Here is a 22,686-nt window from a genome sequence, read left to right as displayed (position 1 = left end):
TGTTAAAGTCTCCGCTCCAGCTCGAGTATCCATGCACTGAGCAATTTATCCTGTTCAGTACCGGAATCTTGCGCTGCCATATAGTGCTGAAGGGCGCGCTCGGGTTGTTGCAGGTAAAGGTCGTAGAGGATTCCCAGGTTGCGGTGTGCATCGGCATAGTGTGGCCAACGCTCTATGGCCGCGTTGTAGTATTGCTCCGCATCTTCGAATCGCCCCCGGTCACGCATCAGCGCGGCGAGACGATTCCAGGCAAATACATTGTTATCGTTTACAGCAATGGCCTGTAGAAAGCTGCGCTCGGACTCCTCGTATTTCTCGCCGGAATGCTGCACGATTGCCAGGTTAAGCCAGGCTCCAGAGAGCTCCGGCCACTTTTCGGTAATTTGGAGCAGTTGCGATTCAGCTGCAGGTAAATCATTTGCCTGAAAATTCTGGCGAGCCAGTTCCATCGCCGCACGGGCCTGTTGCGGTACCCTTTTAACATCTCGCAAGTAGGGATTTTCTGTCAGTTGTTGCGCGGTGTCACTATCTGCGGGCGATATCGTCTTTTGCAGACCGCTACATGCGGAGAGTAAAAAAAACAATAGCGCAGTAGTGAATAACCGTGCGATTGAAGATATTTTCTGTGCGCTCAATTCAGTGCAGTGCATCACTCCACTCCAGGGTTTTTTCTTCTTTTTTGTAGCGTGCAGGTAGCAGCTCTCCCAGTGAGTGGAAGCTGCGTTTAACCCAGTCGTCGTAAATACCTTCAACCGTGCGCTGGATATTGGCCTCGTGAAGCTCTATGGACTTCTCCTCAAAGGGATAGGCCTGTTCCTCCAGCAGAATTTCGTATTGTTCCAATTCCAGCTCGTTCAGGTTTTTAGGGCGCTGTGAGTCCATCAGGTCACGGCTGAGCTGTCGGTACACTTCCGCGAGGCGATAGTTTGCTTGAGGGGTGAATTCTGCGATGCCAAACTCCAGGACTTTGCGGTAATCCGCCACGGTAGTTTGCATGGCCCGCTTTTTATTAGCGAGACTGGTCTTTAATGGCAAGCGCAGTGCCAGTTCAGCAAATTTCGCATAACTTTGTTCCGCCAGTTCACTTTGAGAATAAGCGGCCAGGTAACGCCCGCGGGGTGACTGCAGCGAGTTCTGTGCAAGTTGTTGTAGCCAGTAATTCCGCTTGGTGGGCTTTTTAGTCTGAGCGTAGATTTCGACCAGCTGAAATTGCGCTTCCAGACGTTGCTCAGCGGGCTCTGGCCACAATTTGCTGTAGTTGCGATAGCTTTCAATAGCCCTGTTGTACTCACCGGCTTTTTGCAGGTTTTCTGCAGCCATAAACAGGGATTGACGGCGAACTTCCCGATCCGGATCTGTAGCGGCTAATTGCAGTAATTCTGAGGCGGCAGCCGCCGGCATTTCCAGAGCTTCAAAGATAACGATGGCTTTGGCAGCCAGTGTCGGCGTCAAGGTGTGCGCGGGATAAAACTGGCGGAAATCAGCGAGTTCTGTGCTGGCGCGCTGCCACTGCCCTAATTGAATAAGAAAATTAATCGCATCATATTGGGCGGTGGCCGCAACCTCTGTGCGCCCGCTATCGCGGATACGCAGCAGGTGATTGAGGGCTTCCTCACTGGGAGCGGCATCCTCACTCTCGCGCTGGGCCAAAATGATTTCTGCCTGGCGATAGATGGATAACTGCAATTGGCGCAATGCGTCTTTGCGCAGCTTATCGTCTGGCTGGTAGCCGAGCGCGCGAGTATAGGCAGCCTCTGCCTGGGGATATTGCTTCAGGGAAAAATGGCTGTGGGCCAGTATTATTGCAATACTTAGTTGCTGTTGCCTATTGGCTGGCGGTTGCCATTGATCGGCGTGCTCGGCAGCGGCGATGGCTTCGGCAAAGCGCGATTGTTGTAACAACTTATCGGCAGCGGCCAGCTGTACTGGCAGAGCTTCTCGGGTCTTGGGGCCAGCTCTGTGCAAATTTCAGGCTCGCTTCGATATTGCGATCGAGCCACAGGATTTTCTGTTCCGACTCTTGATCCGGAGTTTGTTCATGCACTCTGGCTGCACTGAGGATGGCTCCGTAGCCGGCTTCGGCAGCATACTTGGGATCTTGGTATTCCCAGGCGACCTGGCTGTAAGCGCGCCAGGCGGCGGGGTGATCTGCAGCCTGCTCAAGACACTCTGCCATCAGGAAAACCATGGATGGCGTGCGTGGATCTTGTGGAAAAGTCTGCGCGTATTCCTGATATAACGCGGCGGCGCTGCGATAGGCACCCAGTGATTGTGCGCTGACAAGGCGACGTTCTTTCACCTTATTCGCGGGTAGTTTTGTGACCTGCTGAGCCAATTCCTGAGCGCGGGCGTGGTCAAACTGGGCCAATTCATACAGCCATGGTTGCAGGGTTTTGGCCAACTCCTGTTGTTGAGTTTCACCTGCTGCTTGCCAGTAATCACTGTTCACACCATAGCGACGCACAAAGTCCCGCTTCGTGGGCAGAACTTCCTTATGTAGTCTCCCCGCTTGCAAGGTTTCAACGGCGAGAAGATGAAGCTGTGGGGCTTGCTGGGTTTGTGGGTAGTGATTGACGAATTGTAAAAAGGTATCGGCACTATTGCGGAACAACTCTTTTTCCCGATACCAGGTACCGAGTGCACTGTATAGCTGGTGCTGATAGGGACGTGGCTCTCCATTGAGGTTAAAAGGCTCAATGGCTTCAGCACCTCCCAGGTAGCTGAAGTTTAATGCGAGCCCGCGCAGGCTGTCTTCACGCAGGCGTTGCCGCCCAACAGGGAGTTCCTCCCCCTGTTCCTCACTGTGCAAAATATCCAGCGACTGGAGAAAAATTTCTGTGGATGCGCGGTAATTGCTCGATTTAAATTCTGACCAAGCCAGCATATAGCGAGCATTATCCGTAAATGGACTCGGCCCCTGCTTGAGCAATGCACGGAAATCTCGGGCGGCACTGGGGTAGTCTTTGCGGTTGAATGCCGCCTCGCCACGGCGGAATAAGACTTCGCCGATAAACGGTGAGTCCGGTGCGCTACCGGCAATCTTTTCCAATGCCTGTAAGGCCGCAGGCATTTCCCCGTCCAGTGCTCGGGCGCGGGCTAAGCGATAGAGAATGTAATCATCTTTTGGGCGCTGTGCAGAGAGGCTTTGGTAATAATCGACCGCGCTGGAGTAGTCGACAATAGTATCCGGATTGTCGGACTGTTTTTGCTCCAGTCGTTCCATTTCCAAGTCAGCCAGGCGCAGATGGATTTGTTGCCGAACCTTGGGATCGGTGTGGCTCTCCAGTGCCATGCGGTAACTTTGCACCAGGTTTTCCAACGCGATAACGGTTTGCACGGGCGGACTTTGCGGTGCCTCTTCCTGGGGGCTGGGTGGGTTGGCGCGGGGCAGGTCAGCCAGGGTTTGTACCGGTTGATTGCCGCAGGCTGTCAGGGCACAGCAAATACCAATAGCCAGGGAGCGCAGGGTAAACACAGCTGCCGGATGCGGGGCGTTATTCATTGTCTGCGGCCCCGGTATTATCCGTGTCACTGTCAGCCTGAGAGGCTGCGGGAATTGCCTGGATTTCAGCGTCTTGCAGACGTGCGATAGCCAGGCGTGTGTGGGCCATATAATTGTGAATTTGCTGCTGCTCCCTACCCAGCTGGGCGATAACTTCTCGGCGTAGGTCGGCTTCAATCAATTCGCTGGCTCGACCAATCGCCGCTTGCTGAGCTGGAATTTCGTCACCGGCGGTGACCACCCGATAGGCTAGTTGGCGCAGTTGTGGCCCTCGCTGTGCTTCGGTATCTGTTTTCTTGCGTTGTTCCCGCCCCCTGCGTAACTGATCTTCGAGCAGTTGTAGGGATTTTTGCTGCTGCCACAACTTCTCGTGATACTGTTCACTGGCTTGCCAAAGCAAAATCCCCCGGGCTTTCGCCAGGGTTTCTGCTTGTTGTTGGCTGGCTTTGCCGCTGTCCTGGATTTTTTTAAGACGTTCTTGAGCGCCGGTGAGAATTTCCAGTAATTCGAGGGTTTCACTTTGTTCATTTGGAGTGGCGGTGGTCGCCAATAAAGTGAGTGCGTCGCGCTCCTGTTCAATATGCTCGAGAGCTGCCCTCAAATGATCATATTGCTGTGTTGCCATCTGCAACTGCTGGTCAAACTGGGCGCTATTGTAGTTATCAATAATCGTTGTACGGCGCAGGTGACGCTCTTCGATAAGGTCAGCAAATTGAGGTAGTTTATCTTGCCAGGTCTGTAGGACCTGGGTGAGCTGCTGTAGATCGCGCAACTCGGTGAGCCGCAATTGGAAGCGGTCACTTTGCAGGATTGGCCGCAGGAAGTGCTGGTTGTCACGCAATAGGGGAGAAGCCTGGGCTAGTTGTAACCAGCCATAGCGCCAAGCCTCGCGCTGAACAGGATCATAGGCCAGCGGTTCCGTCGCCAGGTCTTGCTGTAACTGGTGTAACTCAGTGAGCGTTTCCAGGTAATAAGCTTCAGCGCTTTGATATGCTCTGAGGGCTACAGAGCGATTTTCCAGTTTTTCGTAACCATAAGGCAGGGCTACCATCGCTTCCCGTGCGGCGGGACTGTAGCGGTGTTTATCCAGTAAAAATTGCAGTGCGTCTATGCCCGCTTGGTAGTCCTCACCATTGATAGAGGACCAAGCCATTCCCAGGAGTGCGCGAGTTGCCCAGGGCGTGTTGAGGCGAACCCTGGAAAAGGCTTCTTTAGCTGCGCTGTGTTGCTCTGCAAGAGCCAGGGCGTACCCCATACCAATATGGGCTTTATCAATGAGTATGGGAATTTCAGATGAAGGAATATCAATTGTTTCTGCAAAATCAACAGCGACTTGATATTCGTGAATTGCTGCAGGCAATTGGCCGGACCTGGCAAAGGCAGCGCCTAAGTTGATATGTCCCAATAACTTTTCCGCAGGGTATAAATCGCTGGTTTCCAGTAATTTTTGAGCCGTGGTGAGGTCTTTATTGCGCAGCGCTAAGTTGAGAGGTAGAGAGGACTCCTCGGCAACCCCTGACTTTTCCAAGTGTGCTGCTGCGCTGACAAAATCACCGTTCAGGTAATTTAATTCGGCCAGCTTTAACCAGGCAGTGCGGCGATATTTTGGCGCAGCCTCGACATTACTCTGCTGTTCAAAAAGTTCAGCTGCTCGTCTATGTAAACCAAACCCTAGGCTGATCCCGCCCTCTATCAATGCGGCGTTATCCCTGTGAATTTGAATTGAATCCCGCTGTTGAGCAACCAGCAGTGTGCTCAGGGCATCAAAGTAATCCCCTTCAAAATACTCGTAAAGCGTAGCGCCATAAGCCAGGTCTTGAGCCCTTTGGTATTTTTGTGGGGCTCGCTGCTCATTGCTGGGACCGTTTGTTTCGGCCACAGTATCAGCTTCCTGAGCGCAAAGGTTACTTGCGGCAAGGATGAGCGCCAGGGATAGGGTGCGGGTAAAAGATGGGTAGTACATGGCTAATCAGGGCGTTGGCCACTGCACCAACTCAAACTCCGGCTGTTGTTTTCCGGAGTTGTCTGAGATAACCAGTTCAATAACGGCGGGCTCATCACTTTTATTCAATTCCAACTTGGCTGCCCGCTTGTATTCGCGCCCTTCGGGCCCAAGGCCAGTTATAAAAGCAGAAATAGTGTAATCACCGGATTTTAGGTTGCTTTTGTAAAGCGGTTGAATACCACCGCGAATCAACGCTTCCCGCTGATGTTCCGTATACAGATGACTTGCACTTAACTTGTTATCGATGTGTAGCTTTACTGCATCCAAAGTAAAATAGTGGCCTACATCCATAGACACATAAAAGGCGATTTGGCTCTGTGCGGGATAGAGCAAATCTTCTTCAAGAATCAATAAATCCCTGTTTAATTTAAGTACATCGCGCTTTAATTCTTCCAATTTCTCCGCAGAGAAATCGCTTTCCTGAGCCTGCACAAACGCAGAGCCTAAAAGGCCGATAAATAAAATAAAGCACTGAAAGGGGCGTCTCATGGCAGACCTTTTGATAGGAATTGGCATTATTCTTTGGTCGGCGCAAATTATGTCAGGGGATCAACGATCTGATGTGATCTTGTTGGCAAATTTTCTATGAAGATAAAACGGATTACTCAAAGATTCTCCAAACCGCGACTGAAAAACAACTTCCGGTTACTATCTATAACTACTGCTTCAAATTGGGGCAATCGATTAATAAGTGCCAAGCCTTTCTCTTTTCCCAGAACAAACACACTGGTAGAAAGGGGGTCGGTATCAAAGCCGCGGGGGCCAATAATGCTGACACTAATCAACTTATCAGTGTCTTTTGCAGAAGTTTCCGAGGGTTTTCCTGTGGATGGGTTAAAAATATGGTGCACTCTATCCTGCTGCTCATCAATAAAATAACGCTCGTAATCACCTGAGGTAGAGATAGCAATATCACGCAGGGGGATAACCGCAGCATTTTTACTTTTTTCACGGGGGTGGCGAATACCCACTAACCAGGGTTGCCCCTGTTTATCTCCCAGCATGCGTGCATCGCCACCGGCACTGACGCTGGCGCAGCAAATGTCTGCCTGCTTGAGGATCTCAATTGCCCGATCAACCGCATAGCCTTTGGCAATTCCCCCCAAATCTATTTTTGTGCTTTTGTGGCCAAAACGGAGTGTATTGGCCTTTTTATTCAGTTTTAAGTGGCGGTAATTCAACGCTTCTAACAACGAGTCCGTCAGCTGGGCGTCTGCCTGTCTTTGCTGGCGAAAATCATAGTGCTTGCCGAGGGTGGCATAGCTGATATCGAACGCACCATCAGTGAGCTGACTAAACCAAAGGGATTTATCAATCAGGTTGGTGAGTTCTTTGGATATATTGACGTTCCCCCGGCCAGCTGTGCGGTTGACGAGAGATAGTTCACTGTTTTCCTTATAGGGTGAGAGCTGATCGTCAAGGCGATGGAACTCTGTCATGACCTCTTCAATAAGGTGCTCGGCTTCATTGCCGTCCTCGTGCCAAAGTTGCAGGCGAACCTGAGTCCCCATAATTGCACGTTCAGCGTAGTGCCACTCGGCCACAGAAGGAATCGCGCAAAGTGTGGCACCGCACAGTAATAGTGATTTAAAAAAGCGGAACATCACTTATCCAACTTAAATAATGGGGGCGAAGGCAGTCATGCTGTCTTGTAAGTTACTATCGCCGAGGCCATGGTTGGGAAATAAGGTGGAGAAATTACCTTGCTCTCCGTGCAGGGCCATATAATTGAGCACTACAGTTTCCACCAATAAATTGACGTTGTTAGCGGCGGGGGTGGATGTTGTTTCTACGTCACCGGAGCTGCGCATATAGCCGAGTTGCTGGTGGATCGCCTGTTCGTCCGCCGTGCCACCGAGTAATTGTGGTCGGCCCGCCGGGTTGTATACCAGGAAAAATGAGGCGGCTGTCTGTTGGTCATCACCAGTCCAGACACCTTTGCCGCGGCCCTCTACAGAGTCGTCCAGCATTCCATTAGAGAAAACGGAACCATCACTAAAAACGTAAATCATCAGGGGCTGGTTGCGGCGGGCGGCATACTCCAGGCAAGCGCCAATACAGCGCCCAGCGCGCAAATCGCGAATCTCTCCTGTGGCGCGGTCGCCGGTATGGTAGTCATAGCCACCCATGGTAATAGTGCCTGCACCGGCATATCCATTGACGACCAGCTTCATCACTGAGGCAGTCTTTTGGAACTCTCTGTCTCCACTCAATTCTGAACTGGTAAAAACACCGGATGGCCCGACGATATCTGGATCGGATTCGGGATTTAAATCGGCCGGGTTGCCAAAGCGATCAGCCAGGTCAGCACTTTTCATATAGCCACAACGCACCAGGTCTTTAATGACTGCATCGGTGCTGACTTTAGTATTTACGTTGCTGAGTTTCGCTTCGGAGATGCGGTACATGGACTCCATCACTGCGACAGTGTCCTCCTGACTGAGCAGCCCCACCAGGTCTCCTACATCTACAAGGCCAGTAACGTCGGAAGAGCGATCCACTTTGGTGGGGCGAACTTCGGGGTTGATCATGGCGGAAGGAGCCATGGAGTTGCCACCGGAATCACTGGAGCTGGAGCCGATCAGGGCCAGCAGGGAACCGTTGGCTCCCGCTTGGTTAATACCGTACATGGGATTGTGTGGGTTGTTGCCGGTGTCATTTTCCGAGCGAGCGGGAATAACTGCACCGTTGGTCGCCGATGCTGTGCCAGCAGCGATTTTTTCCAGAATGCCTCGCAACATACCGCTGTCACTATGGAAGGCGAGACCCAGGTCAGTATTGATAAATTCATCACCGAGGGAGGGAACCATATCCCCGGGGAGGCCTTGCTTGTTGTAGCCGGCTGTGCCGAGAAAATCCATTTGTCCGCCCTCTTTACCTACCAGCACATTGGAGCCTGCGATATTTGCACCGCCGGCGAGATCGAAACAAATAAAAGGAATTTTACCGGCACCGAATGCACTGACGTCACAGGGCCCGCCATTGGTTTTTCGCAGTGCTTCCAGGTCCGAGGAAAGGGCTGCATGGGCACTACGGGGATTGGCAAACAAGCTGAAGACAGAGCCGCCCAGCACTGTTCCCATACCCGCTCGGAAGCCTTGAGCGAGAAAGTCGCGGCGTGTTACCGGGCGGTGGTGGTCCGGGTGCCGTAGGGGCTGGTCCAGATCAAAGTGTTTTTTCTTGCTCATAATATTCCCGGATATAGTTTTCGGTGTGCCGGCTCTTTATTGTGGAGGGGCTCTACCGGCGAAAGTTTTGCCGACAAAGCCGCTAGTCTTTTTTATGCGATCAGTGAATCAGGATCATGGCACTGCCCATGGCGGCAGCACATACGGCTTTCACCGTAGTTTCTGTGCGACCTGAATCGCAGCTGCTGCCACAGGCGGTCATGGTGTCGATAAGCGTGTCCAGTTCTGTCTCTACAGAGGCCAGGTCCGGGGCGCTGGCAAGTTGCGAGACGCTGCCGTCGTGCCAGTTCATCTCGTGGCCAAGCAAACCTTCCATGAGCGGATCGATAATCTGCGCGCGCTTGCTGGCGCTGTCGAAGGCGGTGTCTGCGGAAGCGCTGAAGTCAAACCCACTGAAGTAGCTGCTGCGCTCACTGGAGTCCACCAGGGTGCTGCAATACTTCACTGCCAGCTGGGTGATACCCATTTGCTGTGCAGCGAGGAATCCTTCAATGTCACTTTCAACCGGAAGCTGGCGTTTCACAGTTTCCCAGGTTTCATAAATCTCCGGGTGGGACATGGAGACTCCGGTCGCCTGGGACAAGCTTGCATGGATTTGTTCAAATCGGCGCAGACCTATGCGCGATTGCGCTTCCAGATCAGCGGCATCCGCAGGTTCAGCTGGAGTAACCTCAACCCGGTTATAGGTTTCGCTGCCGATTTTTTCGAAGGTCAGGAAAAATTCATCATCGAGGGGGCCTTTATCCAGAGTGATAATGGTCCCGAGCCTGGAAAGCTGCTGGCCTTCACCTGCTACGTAGCTATTGTCGACTGCAGTGGATAACTTGGACCAGGCCTGGCCCACCTCCGCTTCGCGGCCATTAATACCGATACGCATTCCCTCAATGGCGATTCCAGATGGATCGACACTGTCGTCGAGGCTGACAAAGGTGGGTTCACTGAACAGGTAGGCATAATTATCAAATTGCTGCACAGTAAACATTACATAGCTTTCGGCAATGCCTGTGTGCTCTTCAACTTTGAATAACAGCAGGTATTTTTCACCGACGCCGACTTCGTAGTTGGTAGCGATATCCTCTTCCGATAGGGCGCGGGAGTGAATTGCCAAAAGGCGAATGGAGCCTTCCCAACTGTTGCCGTTACTGACTTCGCTGCCTACTGCGAGAGCAAAGGTATCGTCCCAGGTAGAGAGTAAACCGGATTCACTTGGGTCCGGCTCCCCGGTATTTGCACCGTTAACGTAAAGCTTGCGTCCGTTAATTGGATCGTAAGTGGCCACCACATGCTGGAGACTGGCTTGTACAACCTGGTCGGCATCATCGGTTGCCAGGGCAGGCATACCGTCCGCATCGGTGTTGTCATTGCGGTTTTGCACGGTGTAACTGTATTGATCCTGGCCGAGAGTGAAGTTGCGAATATCATCGCCACCGGAATAGGTGACGATACGCGCAGGCCCATCCTGTGAGACGTTGGCGGGTGCCGCCCAGATTTCAATTGAGTATTCACCGGTGGCTGTGAGTGTATCGTAAAGTTTGCTGCTGGTTGCAGTAGCCCCCTGTGCTTTACCCCCCTTCAATTGCAGCCCCCAGGAGTCGATCCACTCCACATCGCCAGATAGGGCGAGATCAATTGCGGGGTTAACTCCGGAGGTATCGTAGGCAGTGGTGCCGCTGCCGGTTTTAAATTCATAGAGAGCAATTGCATTGCTCTCTATACGGCCGCCACTACTCGCAACAATACCGTCTGTGAGGCGCAGTGCCTTACTGATAACCCAGTCGGGGTCTACCTCGGTGACATTGATAGTGTCGGCGAAGGCTTGGATCGCATCGGTCATTTCCGCTTCGTTATCTGAGCAGTCATCCCAGCAGTTGTGAAATTCACTGCCCAGGCGCACAGAGAAACGGGAGTCGGCTGGAGAATCCAGGTTAATTTTGCTGACCGCAGATGCGTAGGCGAGATCGACATCAGAGCTGGCAAAGTAGGGGGTTTGTGCCGTTGTCGCATCTTCACTGTGACAGTTGGCACAGTAGCTGCGCAACAGAGGGTAAACTGTAGTGCTAAAGCTGCCGCTGGATTCGGGGAAACTTTTACTGGCACCCACCTCACGCTCGACAGGTGCGACAAGGGTGATTGTATTGCTTAGGCCGCCGCTAGCCCGAGCCCATTCCTCGATGTAGTTGGTAATAATTTCCGCACAGGCATCATCGCTGGAAAGCCAACAATTGTGCCCACCACCAACCTTGGTTACCAAACGGGATTCATCGGGAACTGATAAGTTAATTAACTCACGCCCGGCATCGTAGGCAGCATTAATATCATCGCCGCGGACAAAATGTGGGCTCTGGTTATTTTCAATATGACAGCTGCCGCATCGATTTGTCGCTGCCAGGTTATCCCAGATGTACTGTTTATATTGATTGACATCATCAGTTTCAGGGTCCGGTCCGGAATAGGCAGCGGTGCCATCGTTGTCGCTGGTATCCGGTTGGCTTTCGGTGCCCTCTCCACTGCCACCACTACAGGCACTGATTGCCAGGGCAGCACAAAATAGTGAAGCGATACGAAGCGTGCGAACTATCAGTGTATTTTCTATCACTGGGAGACTTTTATAGGTTTTCATTTTTTAATCTCCCGCGCAGTAAACCGCAGTGTCTGCGTATACCTGCTTAAGTTTGTAGCCGGTATTGCTGAAATCATCGGTAATTGTTTCGATTCGGTTGCGGTCGGTAGAATCTTCCGGCTCGCGCAGACAAACTTGGCGAAACACCTTAGTTACTTGGCATTTGGCGAAAGCTCGGCTGTTAGACAACTCCTCTCCCAGGGATTTGATGCCGTTGCCGTTGCCGGACAAGGTGTCGCTCCAGCCCAGATGCATATTTATGCCCTCGCGCCAGTAGTTAACCCAGCTGTCGTCGGGAATGATAAAACCGTGGGGAAAATTGCCGCTGTTGATCAGGTTTTTGGCCTTAACACGGCTGCCGGTTTCTGGATCTATATCACCGGCTGCGTTGTAATCCAGGGCTCCCTCTTCTCCATCGGGATCATTGTCTGCATCGTATACATAGTCGTAGTAAGCGAATGCCTGTGCCATGGGGTCCATGCCGCTGTGGCAACCGATACAGTTATTTTGGAATACCCGACTGTCGCCCCCAGGGCTGCGGCTTACGTCCTGGCGAATACGATCCGGTGAGCGGGAAGTATCCTGCACCTGCTCCATGTCGTTACACAGGTGATTGAGCATGGTAAAGCGAAACATGGCGCGATTGGTTCCCGCACTAAAAAAAGCCTTGGCAGCTGCGCGGCTGGTAAGAACGCCGGCGGTGGCATCTGCGGGGAGACCATTGAGAGAGGATTGAGCTTCCTGCACCAGATTGTCCTGCAGGGAATAACCCCCGGCTTCCAGTGTCTCGTAGTGGTCGTTATTTCCCGTGTTGTAGGAGGGCAGGCCAGAAATATCACCGGTGTAGAGAATATTTGCCGAGAGCAGTTGGCGGAAGTCCATATCGTCCCGAACCATGCCGATTACCGTCGCAGTGTAATCATTTAATGGTTCAAATACGTCCTGCTCCTCATTAGTCCAGGGGGTGGCCAGATTTTTTAGGGTGACATTATAGAAGGCGTCATTCTCCATTGCCGTATACGCCGCAGCGGTGGGATCACCGTTTTCTATATCCTCTGCCATATCCAGCAATACACTCTCGCTGGGAATGGTTCCGGTGATGCGGCTGTGAATTTGGAGAGCCTGGTCCTGCGATGCTGATAGGGCAGAATTGCTCCACAAACCTACTCCGAGCAGTGCGGTTACCGTGGTGAGCCGGAGTACACGCGCTCGAGACGAATTATTTTTCATTGGACTATTTTTGTCGGTGAGATCACTGGGATGTGGCAAAGCAGTCTAAAAGCAGATTTCAACAATGTCAGAATGACTTTCAATATTTGCGTCCCAGTTGGCAAACTTTTTGTGCGCAACTTGCGAGAATTAGCCTCAGCGGTCAAAGCCGTATAAAAAAGTTCTTAGGCTAAGAGCACAAAAAAGGCGTGTGCTGCTCGTGCCAAACCCGGGTGGATAACAAAAATGAAATGTTTGCGTGCGCTACCGCTTTTGCTATTGGTGACGGCCTGTAGTGGCGGTGGCAGTTCCAGTGGTGGTGAAGACCAAGCCGAAGATCCCGTGGTGGAGGACTATCCTGTTGCTTTTGTACTTCGTCAATTAAGTAGTGACGATGATGGCAGCCTCCTTCAGGATAATATTTATGAGCCCGGGGAATTTTTTGCCGGAGCTCAACTGATTTTAAAAGACCGTGCAACCGCCAGTGCTGCAGAAACTGTCATTACTGCAAATATATTTGACGGTGATTACGATGTAAAAGATCTGAATACTTCAGCAGATGGTAGCCAGCTTTTATTTGCTATGCGGGCACCGGAAATAGAAGACGCTGATGACGATGAGCAGCCTACCTGGAATATTTGGGTATACAACACCGAAACAGAAGAACTCAATCGGGTAATTGAGTCAGATTTAACTGCTGAAGAAGGCCAGGATATCGCTCCCGCTTTTTTACCCGATGGACGCATTATTTTTTCTTCTACCCGCCAGCGGCGCTCCAGAGCTCTTTTACTGGATGACGGTAAACCGCAATTCTCGGCCCTGACTGAAAATCGAGAGGAGCCGGCATTTGTACTCCATGTAATGGAAGCGGACGGAACCGATATCACTCAGATATCGTTTAATCAGAGCCATGATTTAAATCCAGTTATACTGAGCGATGGACGGGTCCTGTTTAACCGCTGGGACAATGCGGCAGGTATCGATAAATTAAGCTTATATACAGTAAATCCAGATGGTTCTGACCTGGCGGTTTATTACGGTTATCACAGTCAAAATACGGGTACAGAAGAGACTGAGGCCGCCTTCAATCGACCGCACGAAATGCCGGATGGCCGCCTTTTGGTAACGTTGCGCGCTCCCTCTGGGCTCACTTATGGTGGCGATCTCGTGACTATCGATGGAATTGTTTATAGCGAAGCCTACAGTGAGCCGGAGCAAAGTGGTGAAATGGTCGGGCAGGCTTCTATCACTGTTGGAGAAGTCACTACCGACGATACTATTTCTCCCCATGGTACTTTTGCTTCCGCATGGCCATTCTACGATGGGACAAGTCGTTTGTTGGTAACCTGGAGTGAATGCCGGGTTATCAATGAAGAAACCGAGCTGCTGGAGACCTGCCCGGATACTCTTGCCGAAGACGAAGAAGTTCAATTGGCAGACCCACTCTACGGCCTGTGGATTTACGATTATATCGCCGGCACCCAGCTTCCTATTGTGGTTGTGGAAGAGGGAGAAATGATATCCGAAGGGGTTACTCTGGAGCCTCGCACTGAGCCCACCTATATTCCAGACCCCGTCCCGGGAGTCGATGTCGATGCGGATCTGGTGGAGGAATCTGTCGGAATCCTGGATATTCGCAGTGTTTATGATTTTGATGGTGAAGATATTGCCGGAATCGAAACCTTGGCGGATCCCGCCCAAACCACAGCAGATTTGCGGCCTGCACGATTCCTGAAAATTTCCAAGGCCGTGGGCATTCCCGATGATGATGTTCTGGACTTTGATGGGGCAGCATTTGGCCGCAATGGTAATCAGGGCATGCGTGAAATATTGGGTTATACCCCAATCCAGCCCGACGGCTCCGTCAGGGTAAAAGTTCCCGCAGATATGCCCCTGGTAATTTCCGTTGTCGATGCAGATGGAAAACGCATTTTCGATAGTCATAACAACTGGTTACAGCTACAAGCGGGTGAAGTGCGAAGTTGTAACGGTTGTCATACTAGCGATAGCGAAGCTCTTCATGGCCGCACGGATATGCAGCTGGAAGCAGCTTGGGTTGGAGCGCCGACCTCGGCAGCACCATTTGCCAATACTGAGCCCGCACTACTGGCGGAAATGGGCGAGACTATGGCTCAATTATTGGCCCGGTATATTGGTGAGGCTGAACTTGAAGGAGATCTGCACTTTACCGATTTATGGACTGATCCTGCGGTACGGACTAAGGATGATGAGTTATTGCTTTCATACGGTGATTTGAGTACGGATGCACCGGTGGAATCCACCTGTTTAACAGAGTGGGAAAGTAATTGTCGAATCGTCATTCACTATGAACAACATATTCAGCCGCTCTGGGATTTCCCCCGTGAAGTATTGGATAGTACAGGAGCAGTAATAGCTGATTATACCTGTACAGGCTGTCACTCTCCTGTTGATGCTGCCGGAGCAACCCAAATACCCGATGGGCAATTAGATCTCACAACCTCGGCTTCCTCTGTTAATGATGCTTGGTTTGTTTCCTATTCCGAGCTGGTGGCCGATCGCGCTGAATTGGAGTTATCCAGTGGGGTGCTAACACCGCGGCTCGTACAGGAATTTGATGATGATGGAAATCCTGTTTACGAGGTTGATGAGGATGGCGAATTAGTTCTCGACAGTAACGGTGATCCGATCCCGGTAATGGTTACCGTCAATATTTCCTCTCCCTTGACGAGCTCTGCTCTTGAGAGCTCGTTTTTTTCTATCTTTGAAAATGGTGGCGCACACCAAGGGTACTTAGAAGATGCCGAGTTGCGCTTGATTGCCGAGTGGTTTGATATTGGCGCTCAATACTATAACGATCCTTTTGCGGCGCCGGCAGATTAAACCATGTTGAAGTTACACCAAAATTCTATTGGCAGTTTCGCGGTATTTGTATTGCTGCTACTTTTTTCTGGACAGGCTTCTTCTGAACGAACTTTGATGGAATCTGATTCTTCAGATGAAACCCCACAAGAAGAATTGGTTGAGACGGAGACTGAGACTGAGAAAAAATATAAAGGCCTTGAGGATGCAGAGCTGGTTACAGTCGGTAATGCATTTATTAATATTTACCGAGGCCCGGGGCGCGGTTACCCGATATTCTATGTCGCTGAGTATGGTGAACAAATTTGGCTGCTTAAACGCCGCACCGACTGGGTAAAAGTGCTTACTTCACGCAATAAAAGTGGCTGGGTAAAAGTTGACGACTTACGTGAAATCTACGGAGAAAATGGAGAAATTGTTCGAGTTCCTCTACCGGATTTTTCCGATGTTGACGACGGTTACTTTTACCTAGGTTTGAATTACGGTGATTTTGCTGGAGCGGAATCCCTGGGAGTTAGCCTGGGCTACCAATTTACTGCCAATCTGGCTACTGAAATACGTGCAACCCAGGCGGTAGGTTCCTATTCAGACAGCCAAGTCTATCAGGTGGCAATGGTCCACCAGCCATTTCCACGTTGGAAAATATCCCCTTATTTTGTTTTGGGAGCCGGGATAAATGTTACCTCTCCAAACGCCACTATCGTTGCCACCGAAGATCGGCAAGATACAACGATGTTGGCGGGCGTAGGGTTGCGTACTTACTTATCGCGCCGTTTTGCCATCAGGGCTGAATACACAAATCACTACTTGCTTACTACGCAGGAAAATAATCAGGAGATAGTCGAGTGGAAACTTGGTTTCGACGTATATCTGTAGGCTCTGCGGCGCTTTCCGCACTGGTGGGGACCCAGGTATGCAGTGCTCAGCAGGATGATGAAGTACTTGCGGATATTGTCGCACCTGAACTGGAGCGGCGAGAGATACGTGACGCCCTGATAGATAGTGAAAATATAGAAATTGGTCTGTTTGCTGGTGTTATCAATGTCGAGGATTTTGGCTCAAATTCCCTGTACGGTACTTCAGCGGCCTACCATATCAGCGAAGATTTTTTTATTGAGGCCACCTATGCCCAGACTGAGTTGGGAGAATCCAGCTTTGAAAGATTGAGCGGTGCAGCACCGCTGTTGACTGATGAGCAGCGTGAACTCAGTTATTACAATACCTCTGTGGGCTGGAATATTTTCCAGGGTGAGTACTTTGTATTTGATGACTGGGCTTTTAATGCCAATTTTTATGTTGCGGGAGGTGTGGGAAATACCTCGTTTGCTGACGAGGAGCACTTCACTTACAACTTTGGTGCAGGAGTGAGAATGCTTGCCAACGATTGGCTCGCAGTGCGCCTGGATGTTCGCGACCATGTTTTTGAGCATGAATTATTTGGCGAGGCCCAAGTCACCAATAATCTGTCTGCCCAATTGGGACTTACCATCTTTTTTTAATTGATCATCAAAAAATAACAAGGACTCTTCCATGAAATACCTGGCTGCTTTCCTGACGCTGCTTTTATCGATGTCACAGGCTTCCGCCGCAGAGCCCTCTAAGGATTTTACCTTGAGTTCCAACCAAGGCGGAAATTTGAGGCTTGCAGAGCAGCGCGGCGATGTCATTATGCTGAATTTCTGGGCTTCCTGGTGTGGCCCTTGTCGTCAGGAAATGCCGCTGTTGGATCAGCTACATGCTCGCTATGAAGCTGCTGGCTTCCAGGTTTGGGGAGTCAATGTGGATGCACAGCGCAAGGATGCGGACTCGCTATTAGCGAAAATTCCAGTGGATTTTCCGATTCTTTTTGATAGCAAAGGGGAAGTGAGCAAAATGTATGGTGTTGCCGCTATGCCCAGCACCGTATTTATTGATCGTGATGGCAACGTTCGCTATATCCATAAAGGTTATCGTGATGGGGATGAAGCTGCCTATAAAAAAATGATTAAGGAATTGATTCGGGAGTAGTGTCATGCGTGCACTATTGCTAGTTTGCACTTTCTTGATGAGTACAGGTTGCACTGTTAACCCGTGGATTGCACCCTACGAACGACAATTTCTTGCGGATCCTATTATGGGGTTTGAGCAGGATCCGGTAGCTGCTCGCTATATGAATCACGTGTATGAAGCTCGCGAAGCTGCGCGTGGAGCTGAAGGAGGCAGTGGAGGTGGATGTGGTTGTAACTAAGCTTCTATCTCGCTGGGGCGGGTTGGCATTTTTGGCACCGCTCGCTGCCGTGGCCGCAGTGCTTCCCGAAGAGCGGGCAGACAATATGTATCACGCCTATAGCGGTGGTGGAGTGACCATTGATGGGCCTTCAGTATTGATTCGCCAGAATGTTGGCAACAATATTTCCCTGTCTGCCAATTACTATGTGGACATGATTTCCGGGGCCTCTATTGATGTGGAGGCCACGGCCAGTGAGTATTCGGAGCAGCGGGATGAGTACTCCTTGGGTGCTGACTACCTGGTGGATAAAACTACTATCAGCGTGGGGTACACCAACAGTTCTGAGAATGACTACGAGGCACAAACCGTTGCTTTCGGCATCAGTCAGGGTTTCTTTGGCGACCTAAGTACTATCGACCTGCGGGTTAGTTACGGAAGTGATGATGTGTTCCGCAATGGCGACGATAATTTTGCCGAGGAAGCGCAACACCGTCGCTACGCATTTAGTTGGAATCAGATTCTCACGCAAAAGCTGATTGCAGAGGTGAGTGTCGAAACTGTGTCGGATGAAGGGTATCTCAACAACCCTTATCGCAGTGTTAGGTATCTCGATGAAGCATCTGGAACAGGATTTAGCTATCAGGCCGAGGTTTACCCCAGAACTCGTAACAGTGATGCGGTTGCCCTAAGGGCCAAATATAGATTGCCCTATCGCGCAGCGATTAAAGGGGAGTATCGACACTATGCGGATAGTTGGGGAATCGTTGCAGACAATGTAGAGTTTCGCTATACCCATCCTTGGAAAGAACAAGACGAGTGGGTTTTTGAAGGAAAGATCCGTTACTATCAGCAGAGTAGTGCAGATTTTTACAGCGACCTTTTTCCCTATCTCAACGCTACCAACTTTCGTGCTCGTGATAAGGAGTTGAGTAATTTCACAACCTTGGCCCTTGGCCTGGGAGTGTCCTATGAGTTGCCACGGCGCTGGTCTCTATTAAATCGCAGGAATACAATTAATCTTTACTGGGATCATATTCTATTTGACTATGATGACTTTCTCGATGTCACAGTACACGGTTCAGCTACATCTATCAGTCCTGGTGACGAACCCGCTTATAGTTTCTCTGCCAATGTAATTCGATTATTTTGGTCGGTCCGTTTTTAGGAATGGGGGCCTCTGCGTTCTATTTTTCAGTAAAAGAACAAGATGCAGAGGCTTTATAGTTTGAGTCAAATTTGACTGTTGATTTATTGCATAGAGTAATCCCGCAGAATTTTTCCAATCCTTATACGATAGTTGTCAAATAGTTGTTTTTTGCCTAGGTGTTGTGCATCAAAATGAGCCTTGTGATTTTTCCAACTCACTACAGATTCTTCATCCCGCCAAATAGAGAGTGACAAAATTTTTTCTGGCTGATTGAGGCTTTGAAATCTCTCGACTGAGATAAATCCATCGAAGCTGATTAGGTGTTCTTTTAGGTCGGCTGCAACGGCCAGATATTTGTCTTTTCCTGAAGGTTTTGGTGTAACTTCAAATATGACGGCGATCATCAGTGACTTTCCTGTGGGAACTTCAGGTAGGTTTCTGGCACAGCATTTAAAAAGCTTCGCTTCTCTTCAAGAATAAACTTCTCTCTCGTCGCAAACTGAAAATTTTCACTGCCCTGAGGAGACTGCTTAAGCAGTTTTCGATATTGTTCATAATGAGCCAAGCTATCGAAATTAATAATACCAAAGGCCTGAAAGTTGGTGCCCTCAGAAGGTAGAAAATATCCTAATAGTCGTCCGCCACAATTGGGAATGATCTTGCCCCAGTTCTCAGCATACTGCCGGAAAGCATCAAGCTTAAACGGATCGATCTTGTATTCAATAAAACAGGTTACAGTCATCTAAGTTGCCTCTATTCATAATTTGCTGGCATTCTAGATGGTTTAATTTTCTATACTTCGGTGTTCAGCGAACTGTTGCGAGGATAACCATGGAACCTGACATTTCGGTAATATCCAGTTTGATTGGGGATCGGGCGCGCTCAAAAATATTGATGGCGCTTATGAGTGGAAAAGCACTGACAGCAACAGAGTTAGCCTGTGAGGCTGATGTGACTGCACAGACTGCAAGTAACCATCTTTTCAAGCTGGTAGATAGCAAGCTGCTGATAGTTCGCAAGCAGGGTAGGCACAAGTACTTTCAGCTGGCGAGTCATCAAGTTGCCGAAGCGCTAGAGGCACTGCTCAATCTGAGTAGCACCCTGGTACCTCAAAAAGTTACCACTGGGCCCACAGATCCAGATTTAAGGAAGTCCCGCATCTGCTATGACCATTTAGCAGGAATGGCTGGTGTACTATTGTACGAGGCCCTATTGGCTAGTGAGTTGCTCTCTGAGCAATCACAGCAAGTTTCCTTGACCAAAGAGGGTGAAATATTTTTTCAGGAACGAGGAGTAGCCGTAGCTAGTTTTAAGCAGCGTAAGCGCCCGGTTTGCAAGTCATGCTTAGACTGGAGCGAACGAAAAAGCCACCTTGCAGGCAGCTTGGGTCAATGGATACTCGAAGATGCCTTGGCAAAGCAGTGGGCGGTAAGAAGAGCGGATTCCAGGGCGATTACTTTCTCCCAGAAGGGGCTTTTACTGTTCTCGAAGCGTTATCAGATTGATCACTCCAAGTTGCTATAAATTATTTGTCAGCTCGTTATCAGATTAAAGGAAAGCCCCGTTAACCATATCAACTGTGCTCCATAGCTGAGACGTTGGTGCAGACCGGGGTTGGTTTTTTCTTCGTAGGCTTTTTTTAAGGTAACAGTAAAATAGATAGAAGCGAGCAAGCAGGCTGTACTAAATAGCCTGAATTCTATTGAGAAGTAACTACTGAAAGTACTTAGCAATGGCGCAATGAGTAAAGACAACAACATAAGCATCCCCGCCCAAGAGTGTATCTGGCATTCAAGACTAGGGGTTTTTGTATAGGGATCTGCATCCATAGGAAAGTAACCCGCAATCCAGGTTCCAATACCGTGGATGATAATTAAAACTCCAATAATGGTAAGTACAACTGGGGCCTGTTCAATTTGAATTATATGCAGGCCAAATAAGAAGAATAATATGCCAAGTGGGTAGTTGTTAATGAGGGGGGAGAGCTTCTGGGTTGGGCTTCCAACGGCTCCTAGTTCGCTACAGAATTGTCTTGAATGGCTATAGCCAGAGTATTTTGCTCCTGCCAATGTAACACCTACAACCATCCATACCAGCGAGATAAACCCCAAGTAAGCAAACACTGTATATGCCCCGACTGGTTATGTTGGGGTAGAAGATAGCACCAGATAAAAAGTCCTTTCAAGTTAATCCTTGTCTTCGATCGTGCCAGGTTTATTGCTATTTCAACTTTATCTAAAAGCGATTCTTGCCATAAAGATAGGTGTTTTTGTCCTTATTGTTCGTATCGTTTTAATTATTTTTTTATTAGTTTAAGTCTAATAGAGTAATTAATTTTTTATACTAGATCAGGTACTGGAAAAGGAGTTGAGGGGTCGAAAATGGATAATAATGACAGCAATAATTTTTCTAATGCCATAGAAGTACTATCCCTCGCAGCGCGGTATGCTGAGGAATATGTTTCCGATATTCGCGATCGTCGCGTAAGTCCGTCCGCTTTTGATATTGATCAAATGCAATTTTTTAACAGTGACTTGGCCCGGGCTGGGGAACCGGCAGAGGCTGTTGTCGAGAGCCTGCATCGTTATGGTTCTCCGGCAACAGTTGCCAGTACCGGTGGGCGATTTTTCGGATTGGTGGTAGGTGGGGCTACGCCAGCTTCTATGGGCGCGGCGGTAATGAACGCCGTTTGGGACCAAGTGGCGGTTCTGGAGGCGTCGGCGCCTTCTGCAATTTATCTGGAGCGTATTGCGGCAAACTGGATATTGGAATTGTTAACCTTGCCGATGGAAAGTAGTGTGGGTTTCACCACAGGGTCATCTATGGCCAATATGGTGTGCTTGGCTGCTGCGCGAAATACACTTTATCAAAAATTAAATATCGACCTGGCAAAAAGCGGGCTAACCGGTGCGCCGCCACTGCGTATTGTTGTTTCTGAACAGTCCCATGTCACAGTTCACAAAGCGCTCTCTATTCTTGGATTTGGTATGGATCAGGTGATTAAAGCGCCCTGTGATGAACAGGGGAGGGTACGAGCAGATACTTTTCCCGAGGTTGATGAAACCACCATTATTTGCCTTCAGGCGGGCAACGTAAACTCCGGCAGTTTTGATCCGTTTGCAGACATAATTCCCGAAGCTAAATCCAAAGGTGCCTGGGTACATGTCGACGGTGCCTTTGGTTTGTGGGCAGCGGCATCTCCAGCGAAATCAGTGTTGACTACTGGAGTAGAACAAGCAGATTCCTGGGCTGTAGATGCTCATAAATGGCTAAATACGCCTTATGACTGCGGTTTGGCAATTTGTCGAAAGCCGAGGGCTGTACACAATGTGATGACAACCCAGGCGCCATACTTACAAGTGGGATCGCTGGTGCCCCCCAAGGATATGGTGCCAGAATTCTCACGTCGGGCCAGAGGGGTGGAAGTGTGGGCGGCGATTCAGGAGATGGGCCCGAAGGGAGTAGCGGCGATGATTGATCGCTGCTGTATCCATGCCCAGCATCTGTGCGAAGGCTTGGCAGAAATGGGCTATGAGATCCTTAACGATGTAGTGTTAAACCAGGTGGTGGCAACTATTGGCACTGCGGAAGACATTCAAGAGATAGTCAGGACCATACAGGAGGAGGGCGTTTGCTGGTTTGGAACGACTACCTGGAGAGGAAAAGCGGCCCTGCGTATTAGCGTCTCTTCCTGGGCGACTACCGATAATGATATTGCCCTCACCCTGGATGCTATTTGCCGGGCGACGGAGGCTCAGATGTCCAGATAACCCTTTGTGTGACTTGAAGTACTAGGGGCCTTCTAAAGTAAATAGCACTTAATGTTTACGTCTTTTAGGTCAGGCTGGGGTAGTTGGTGAATTATTTGGAGGCCCTCTTGTTTCCACCTTTGGCGGTAGCAGCCAGTTTCAGTTGCGAGCGCCGTCTATCCTTGTTGAATGGGCGCGGATCTGGGCCATTATTTT

Annotated in this window: 20 protein-coding genes; 8 read left to right on the top strand and 12 right to left on the bottom strand. The window is 50.0% G+C overall.

Annotation, left to right across the window (positions count from 1 at the left end; all coding sequences use genetic code 11):
- Positions 1–2: 2 nt before the first annotated feature.
- The 9 genes from ACJJIY_RS03865 to ACJJIY_RS03825 all read right to left on the bottom strand — a co-directional run bounded on the left by ACJJIY_RS03865 (position 3) and on the right by ACJJIY_RS03825 (position 12,545).
- Entirely contained in the window at positions 3–650 is a 648-nt protein-coding gene (locus ACJJIY_RS03865; protein WP_445359142.1) for a tetratricopeptide repeat protein, read from the bottom strand.
- The gene (locus tag ACJJIY_RS03860; RefSeq protein WP_445359141.1) at positions 637–1,965 is read right to left on the bottom strand and encodes a tetratricopeptide repeat protein; all 1,329 of its coding nucleotides are present in this window, start codon (positions 1,963–1,965) and stop codon (positions 637–639) included. Before ACJJIY_RS03860 ends, ACJJIY_RS03865 begins: the two co-directional genes overlap by 14 nt.
- Positions 1,904–3,502: a tetratricopeptide repeat protein gene (locus ACJJIY_RS03855; RefSeq protein WP_445359140.1), complete on the bottom strand. Its 1,599-nt coding sequence runs from the start codon at positions 3,500–3,502 to the stop codon at positions 1,904–1,906. The genes ACJJIY_RS03860 and ACJJIY_RS03855 overlap by 62 nt, the downstream gene beginning before the upstream one ends.
- Positions 3,495–5,465 (bottom strand): hypothetical protein, encoded by a 1,971-nt coding sequence (locus tag ACJJIY_RS03850; RefSeq protein WP_444895797.1) that lies wholly within the window; start codon positions 5,463–5,465, stop codon positions 3,495–3,497. The genes ACJJIY_RS03855 and ACJJIY_RS03850 overlap by 8 nt, the downstream gene beginning before the upstream one ends.
- 6 nt (positions 5,466–5,471) lie before the next feature.
- A complete protein-coding gene (locus tag ACJJIY_RS03845) occupies positions 5,472–5,996 on the bottom strand; it encodes an AraC family transcriptional regulator (RefSeq protein WP_444895798.1) in 525 nt (174 codons plus the stop codon).
- 116 nt (positions 5,997–6,112) lie between these two features.
- Positions 6,113–7,111, bottom strand: a complete 999-nt coding sequence (locus ACJJIY_RS03840; protein ID WP_444895799.1) for an FAD:protein FMN transferase — start codon at positions 7,109–7,111, stop codon at positions 6,113–6,115.
- Between the two features lie 12 nt (positions 7,112–7,123).
- Positions 7,124–8,695 carry a hypothetical protein gene (locus tag ACJJIY_RS03835; protein WP_413663678.1) on the bottom strand — a complete coding sequence of 524 codons (1,572 nt, stop codon included), beginning with the start codon at positions 8,693–8,695 and terminating at the stop codon, positions 7,124–7,126.
- A gap of 100 nt (positions 8,696–8,795) precedes the next feature.
- Positions 8,796–11,315 (bottom strand): LamG domain-containing protein, encoded by a 2,520-nt coding sequence (locus tag ACJJIY_RS03830; RefSeq protein ID WP_444895800.1) that lies wholly within the window; start codon positions 11,313–11,315, stop codon positions 8,796–8,798.
- Positions 11,316–11,318: 3 nt separating this feature from the next.
- Positions 11,319–12,545 (bottom strand): hypothetical protein, encoded by a 1,227-nt coding sequence (locus tag ACJJIY_RS03825; protein WP_413663676.1) that lies wholly within the window; start codon positions 12,543–12,545, stop codon positions 11,319–11,321.
- A 225-nt stretch (positions 12,546–12,770) separates the two neighbouring features.
- Between ACJJIY_RS03825 and ACJJIY_RS03820 the strand changes: the two genes are divergently transcribed.
- From ACJJIY_RS03820 to ACJJIY_RS03795, 6 genes are read left to right on the top strand one after another with little or no spacing between them, the layout of a single operon-like run.
- Positions 12,771–15,386 carry an HzsA-related protein gene (locus ACJJIY_RS03820; RefSeq protein ID WP_445359139.1) on the top strand — a complete coding sequence of 872 codons (2,616 nt, stop codon included), beginning with the start codon at positions 12,771–12,773 and terminating at the stop codon, positions 15,384–15,386.
- Between the two features lie 3 nt (positions 15,387–15,389).
- Positions 15,390–16,241, top strand: coding sequence for an outer membrane beta-barrel protein (locus ACJJIY_RS03815; protein WP_444895802.1), 852 nt, complete (start codon positions 15,390–15,392; stop codon positions 16,239–16,241).
- Positions 16,211–16,864, top strand: coding sequence for an outer membrane beta-barrel domain-containing protein (locus ACJJIY_RS03810; protein ID WP_413663673.1), 654 nt, complete (start codon positions 16,211–16,213; stop codon positions 16,862–16,864). The genes ACJJIY_RS03815 and ACJJIY_RS03810 overlap by 31 nt, the downstream gene beginning before the upstream one ends.
- 31 nt (positions 16,865–16,895) lie before the next feature.
- A complete protein-coding gene (locus ACJJIY_RS03805) occupies positions 16,896–17,372 on the top strand; it encodes a TlpA disulfide reductase family protein (RefSeq protein ID WP_413663672.1) in 477 nt (158 codons plus the stop codon).
- Positions 17,373–17,376: 4 nt separating this feature from the next.
- Entirely contained in the window at positions 17,377–17,592 is a 216-nt protein-coding gene (locus ACJJIY_RS03800) for a DUF4266 domain-containing protein (RefSeq protein WP_413663671.1), read from the top strand.
- Positions 17,528–18,739, top strand: a complete 1,212-nt coding sequence (locus ACJJIY_RS03795; RefSeq protein WP_444895803.1) for a DUF3570 domain-containing protein — start codon at positions 17,528–17,530, stop codon at positions 18,737–18,739. Before ACJJIY_RS03800 ends, ACJJIY_RS03795 begins: the two co-directional genes overlap by 65 nt.
- An 83-nt stretch (positions 18,740–18,822) precedes the next feature.
- Here ACJJIY_RS03795 and ACJJIY_RS03790 read toward each other — a convergent pair whose 3' ends face one another.
- Entirely contained in the window at positions 18,823–19,125 is a 303-nt protein-coding gene (locus tag ACJJIY_RS03790; RefSeq protein ID WP_444895804.1) for an antibiotic biosynthesis monooxygenase family protein, read from the bottom strand.
- Positions 19,125–19,463 carry an NIPSNAP family protein gene (locus ACJJIY_RS03785; RefSeq protein ID WP_444895805.1) on the bottom strand — a complete coding sequence of 113 codons (339 nt, stop codon included), beginning with the start codon at positions 19,461–19,463 and terminating at the stop codon, positions 19,125–19,127. The genes ACJJIY_RS03790 and ACJJIY_RS03785 overlap by 1 nt, the downstream gene beginning before the upstream one ends.
- A gap of 89 nt (positions 19,464–19,552) precedes the next feature.
- Between ACJJIY_RS03785 and ACJJIY_RS03780 the strand changes: the two genes are divergently transcribed.
- Positions 19,553–20,245, top strand: coding sequence for an ArsR/SmtB family transcription factor (locus tag ACJJIY_RS03780; RefSeq protein WP_444895806.1), 693 nt, complete (start codon positions 19,553–19,555; stop codon positions 20,243–20,245).
- 8 nt (positions 20,246–20,253) lie between these two features.
- Here ACJJIY_RS03780 and ACJJIY_RS03775 read toward each other — a convergent pair whose 3' ends face one another.
- Positions 20,254–20,844, bottom strand: coding sequence for a DUF998 domain-containing protein (locus ACJJIY_RS03775; RefSeq protein WP_444895807.1), 591 nt, complete (start codon positions 20,842–20,844; stop codon positions 20,254–20,256).
- A 258-nt stretch (positions 20,845–21,102) separates the two neighbouring features.
- On the opposite strand from ACJJIY_RS03775, the gene ACJJIY_RS03770 reads away from it, so the two are divergent.
- Positions 21,103–22,491: a pyridoxal phosphate-dependent decarboxylase family protein gene (locus ACJJIY_RS03770; protein ID WP_444895808.1), complete on the top strand. Its 1,389-nt coding sequence runs from the start codon at positions 21,103–21,105 to the stop codon at positions 22,489–22,491.
- Positions 22,492–22,686: the final 195 nt, after the last annotated feature.

The organism is Microbulbifer maximicatervae (SeqCode) (assembly GCF_052468155.1).
The sequence above is the reverse complement of the archived record's forward strand: the minus strand, read 5'-3'. Positions and strand labels throughout refer to the sequence as shown.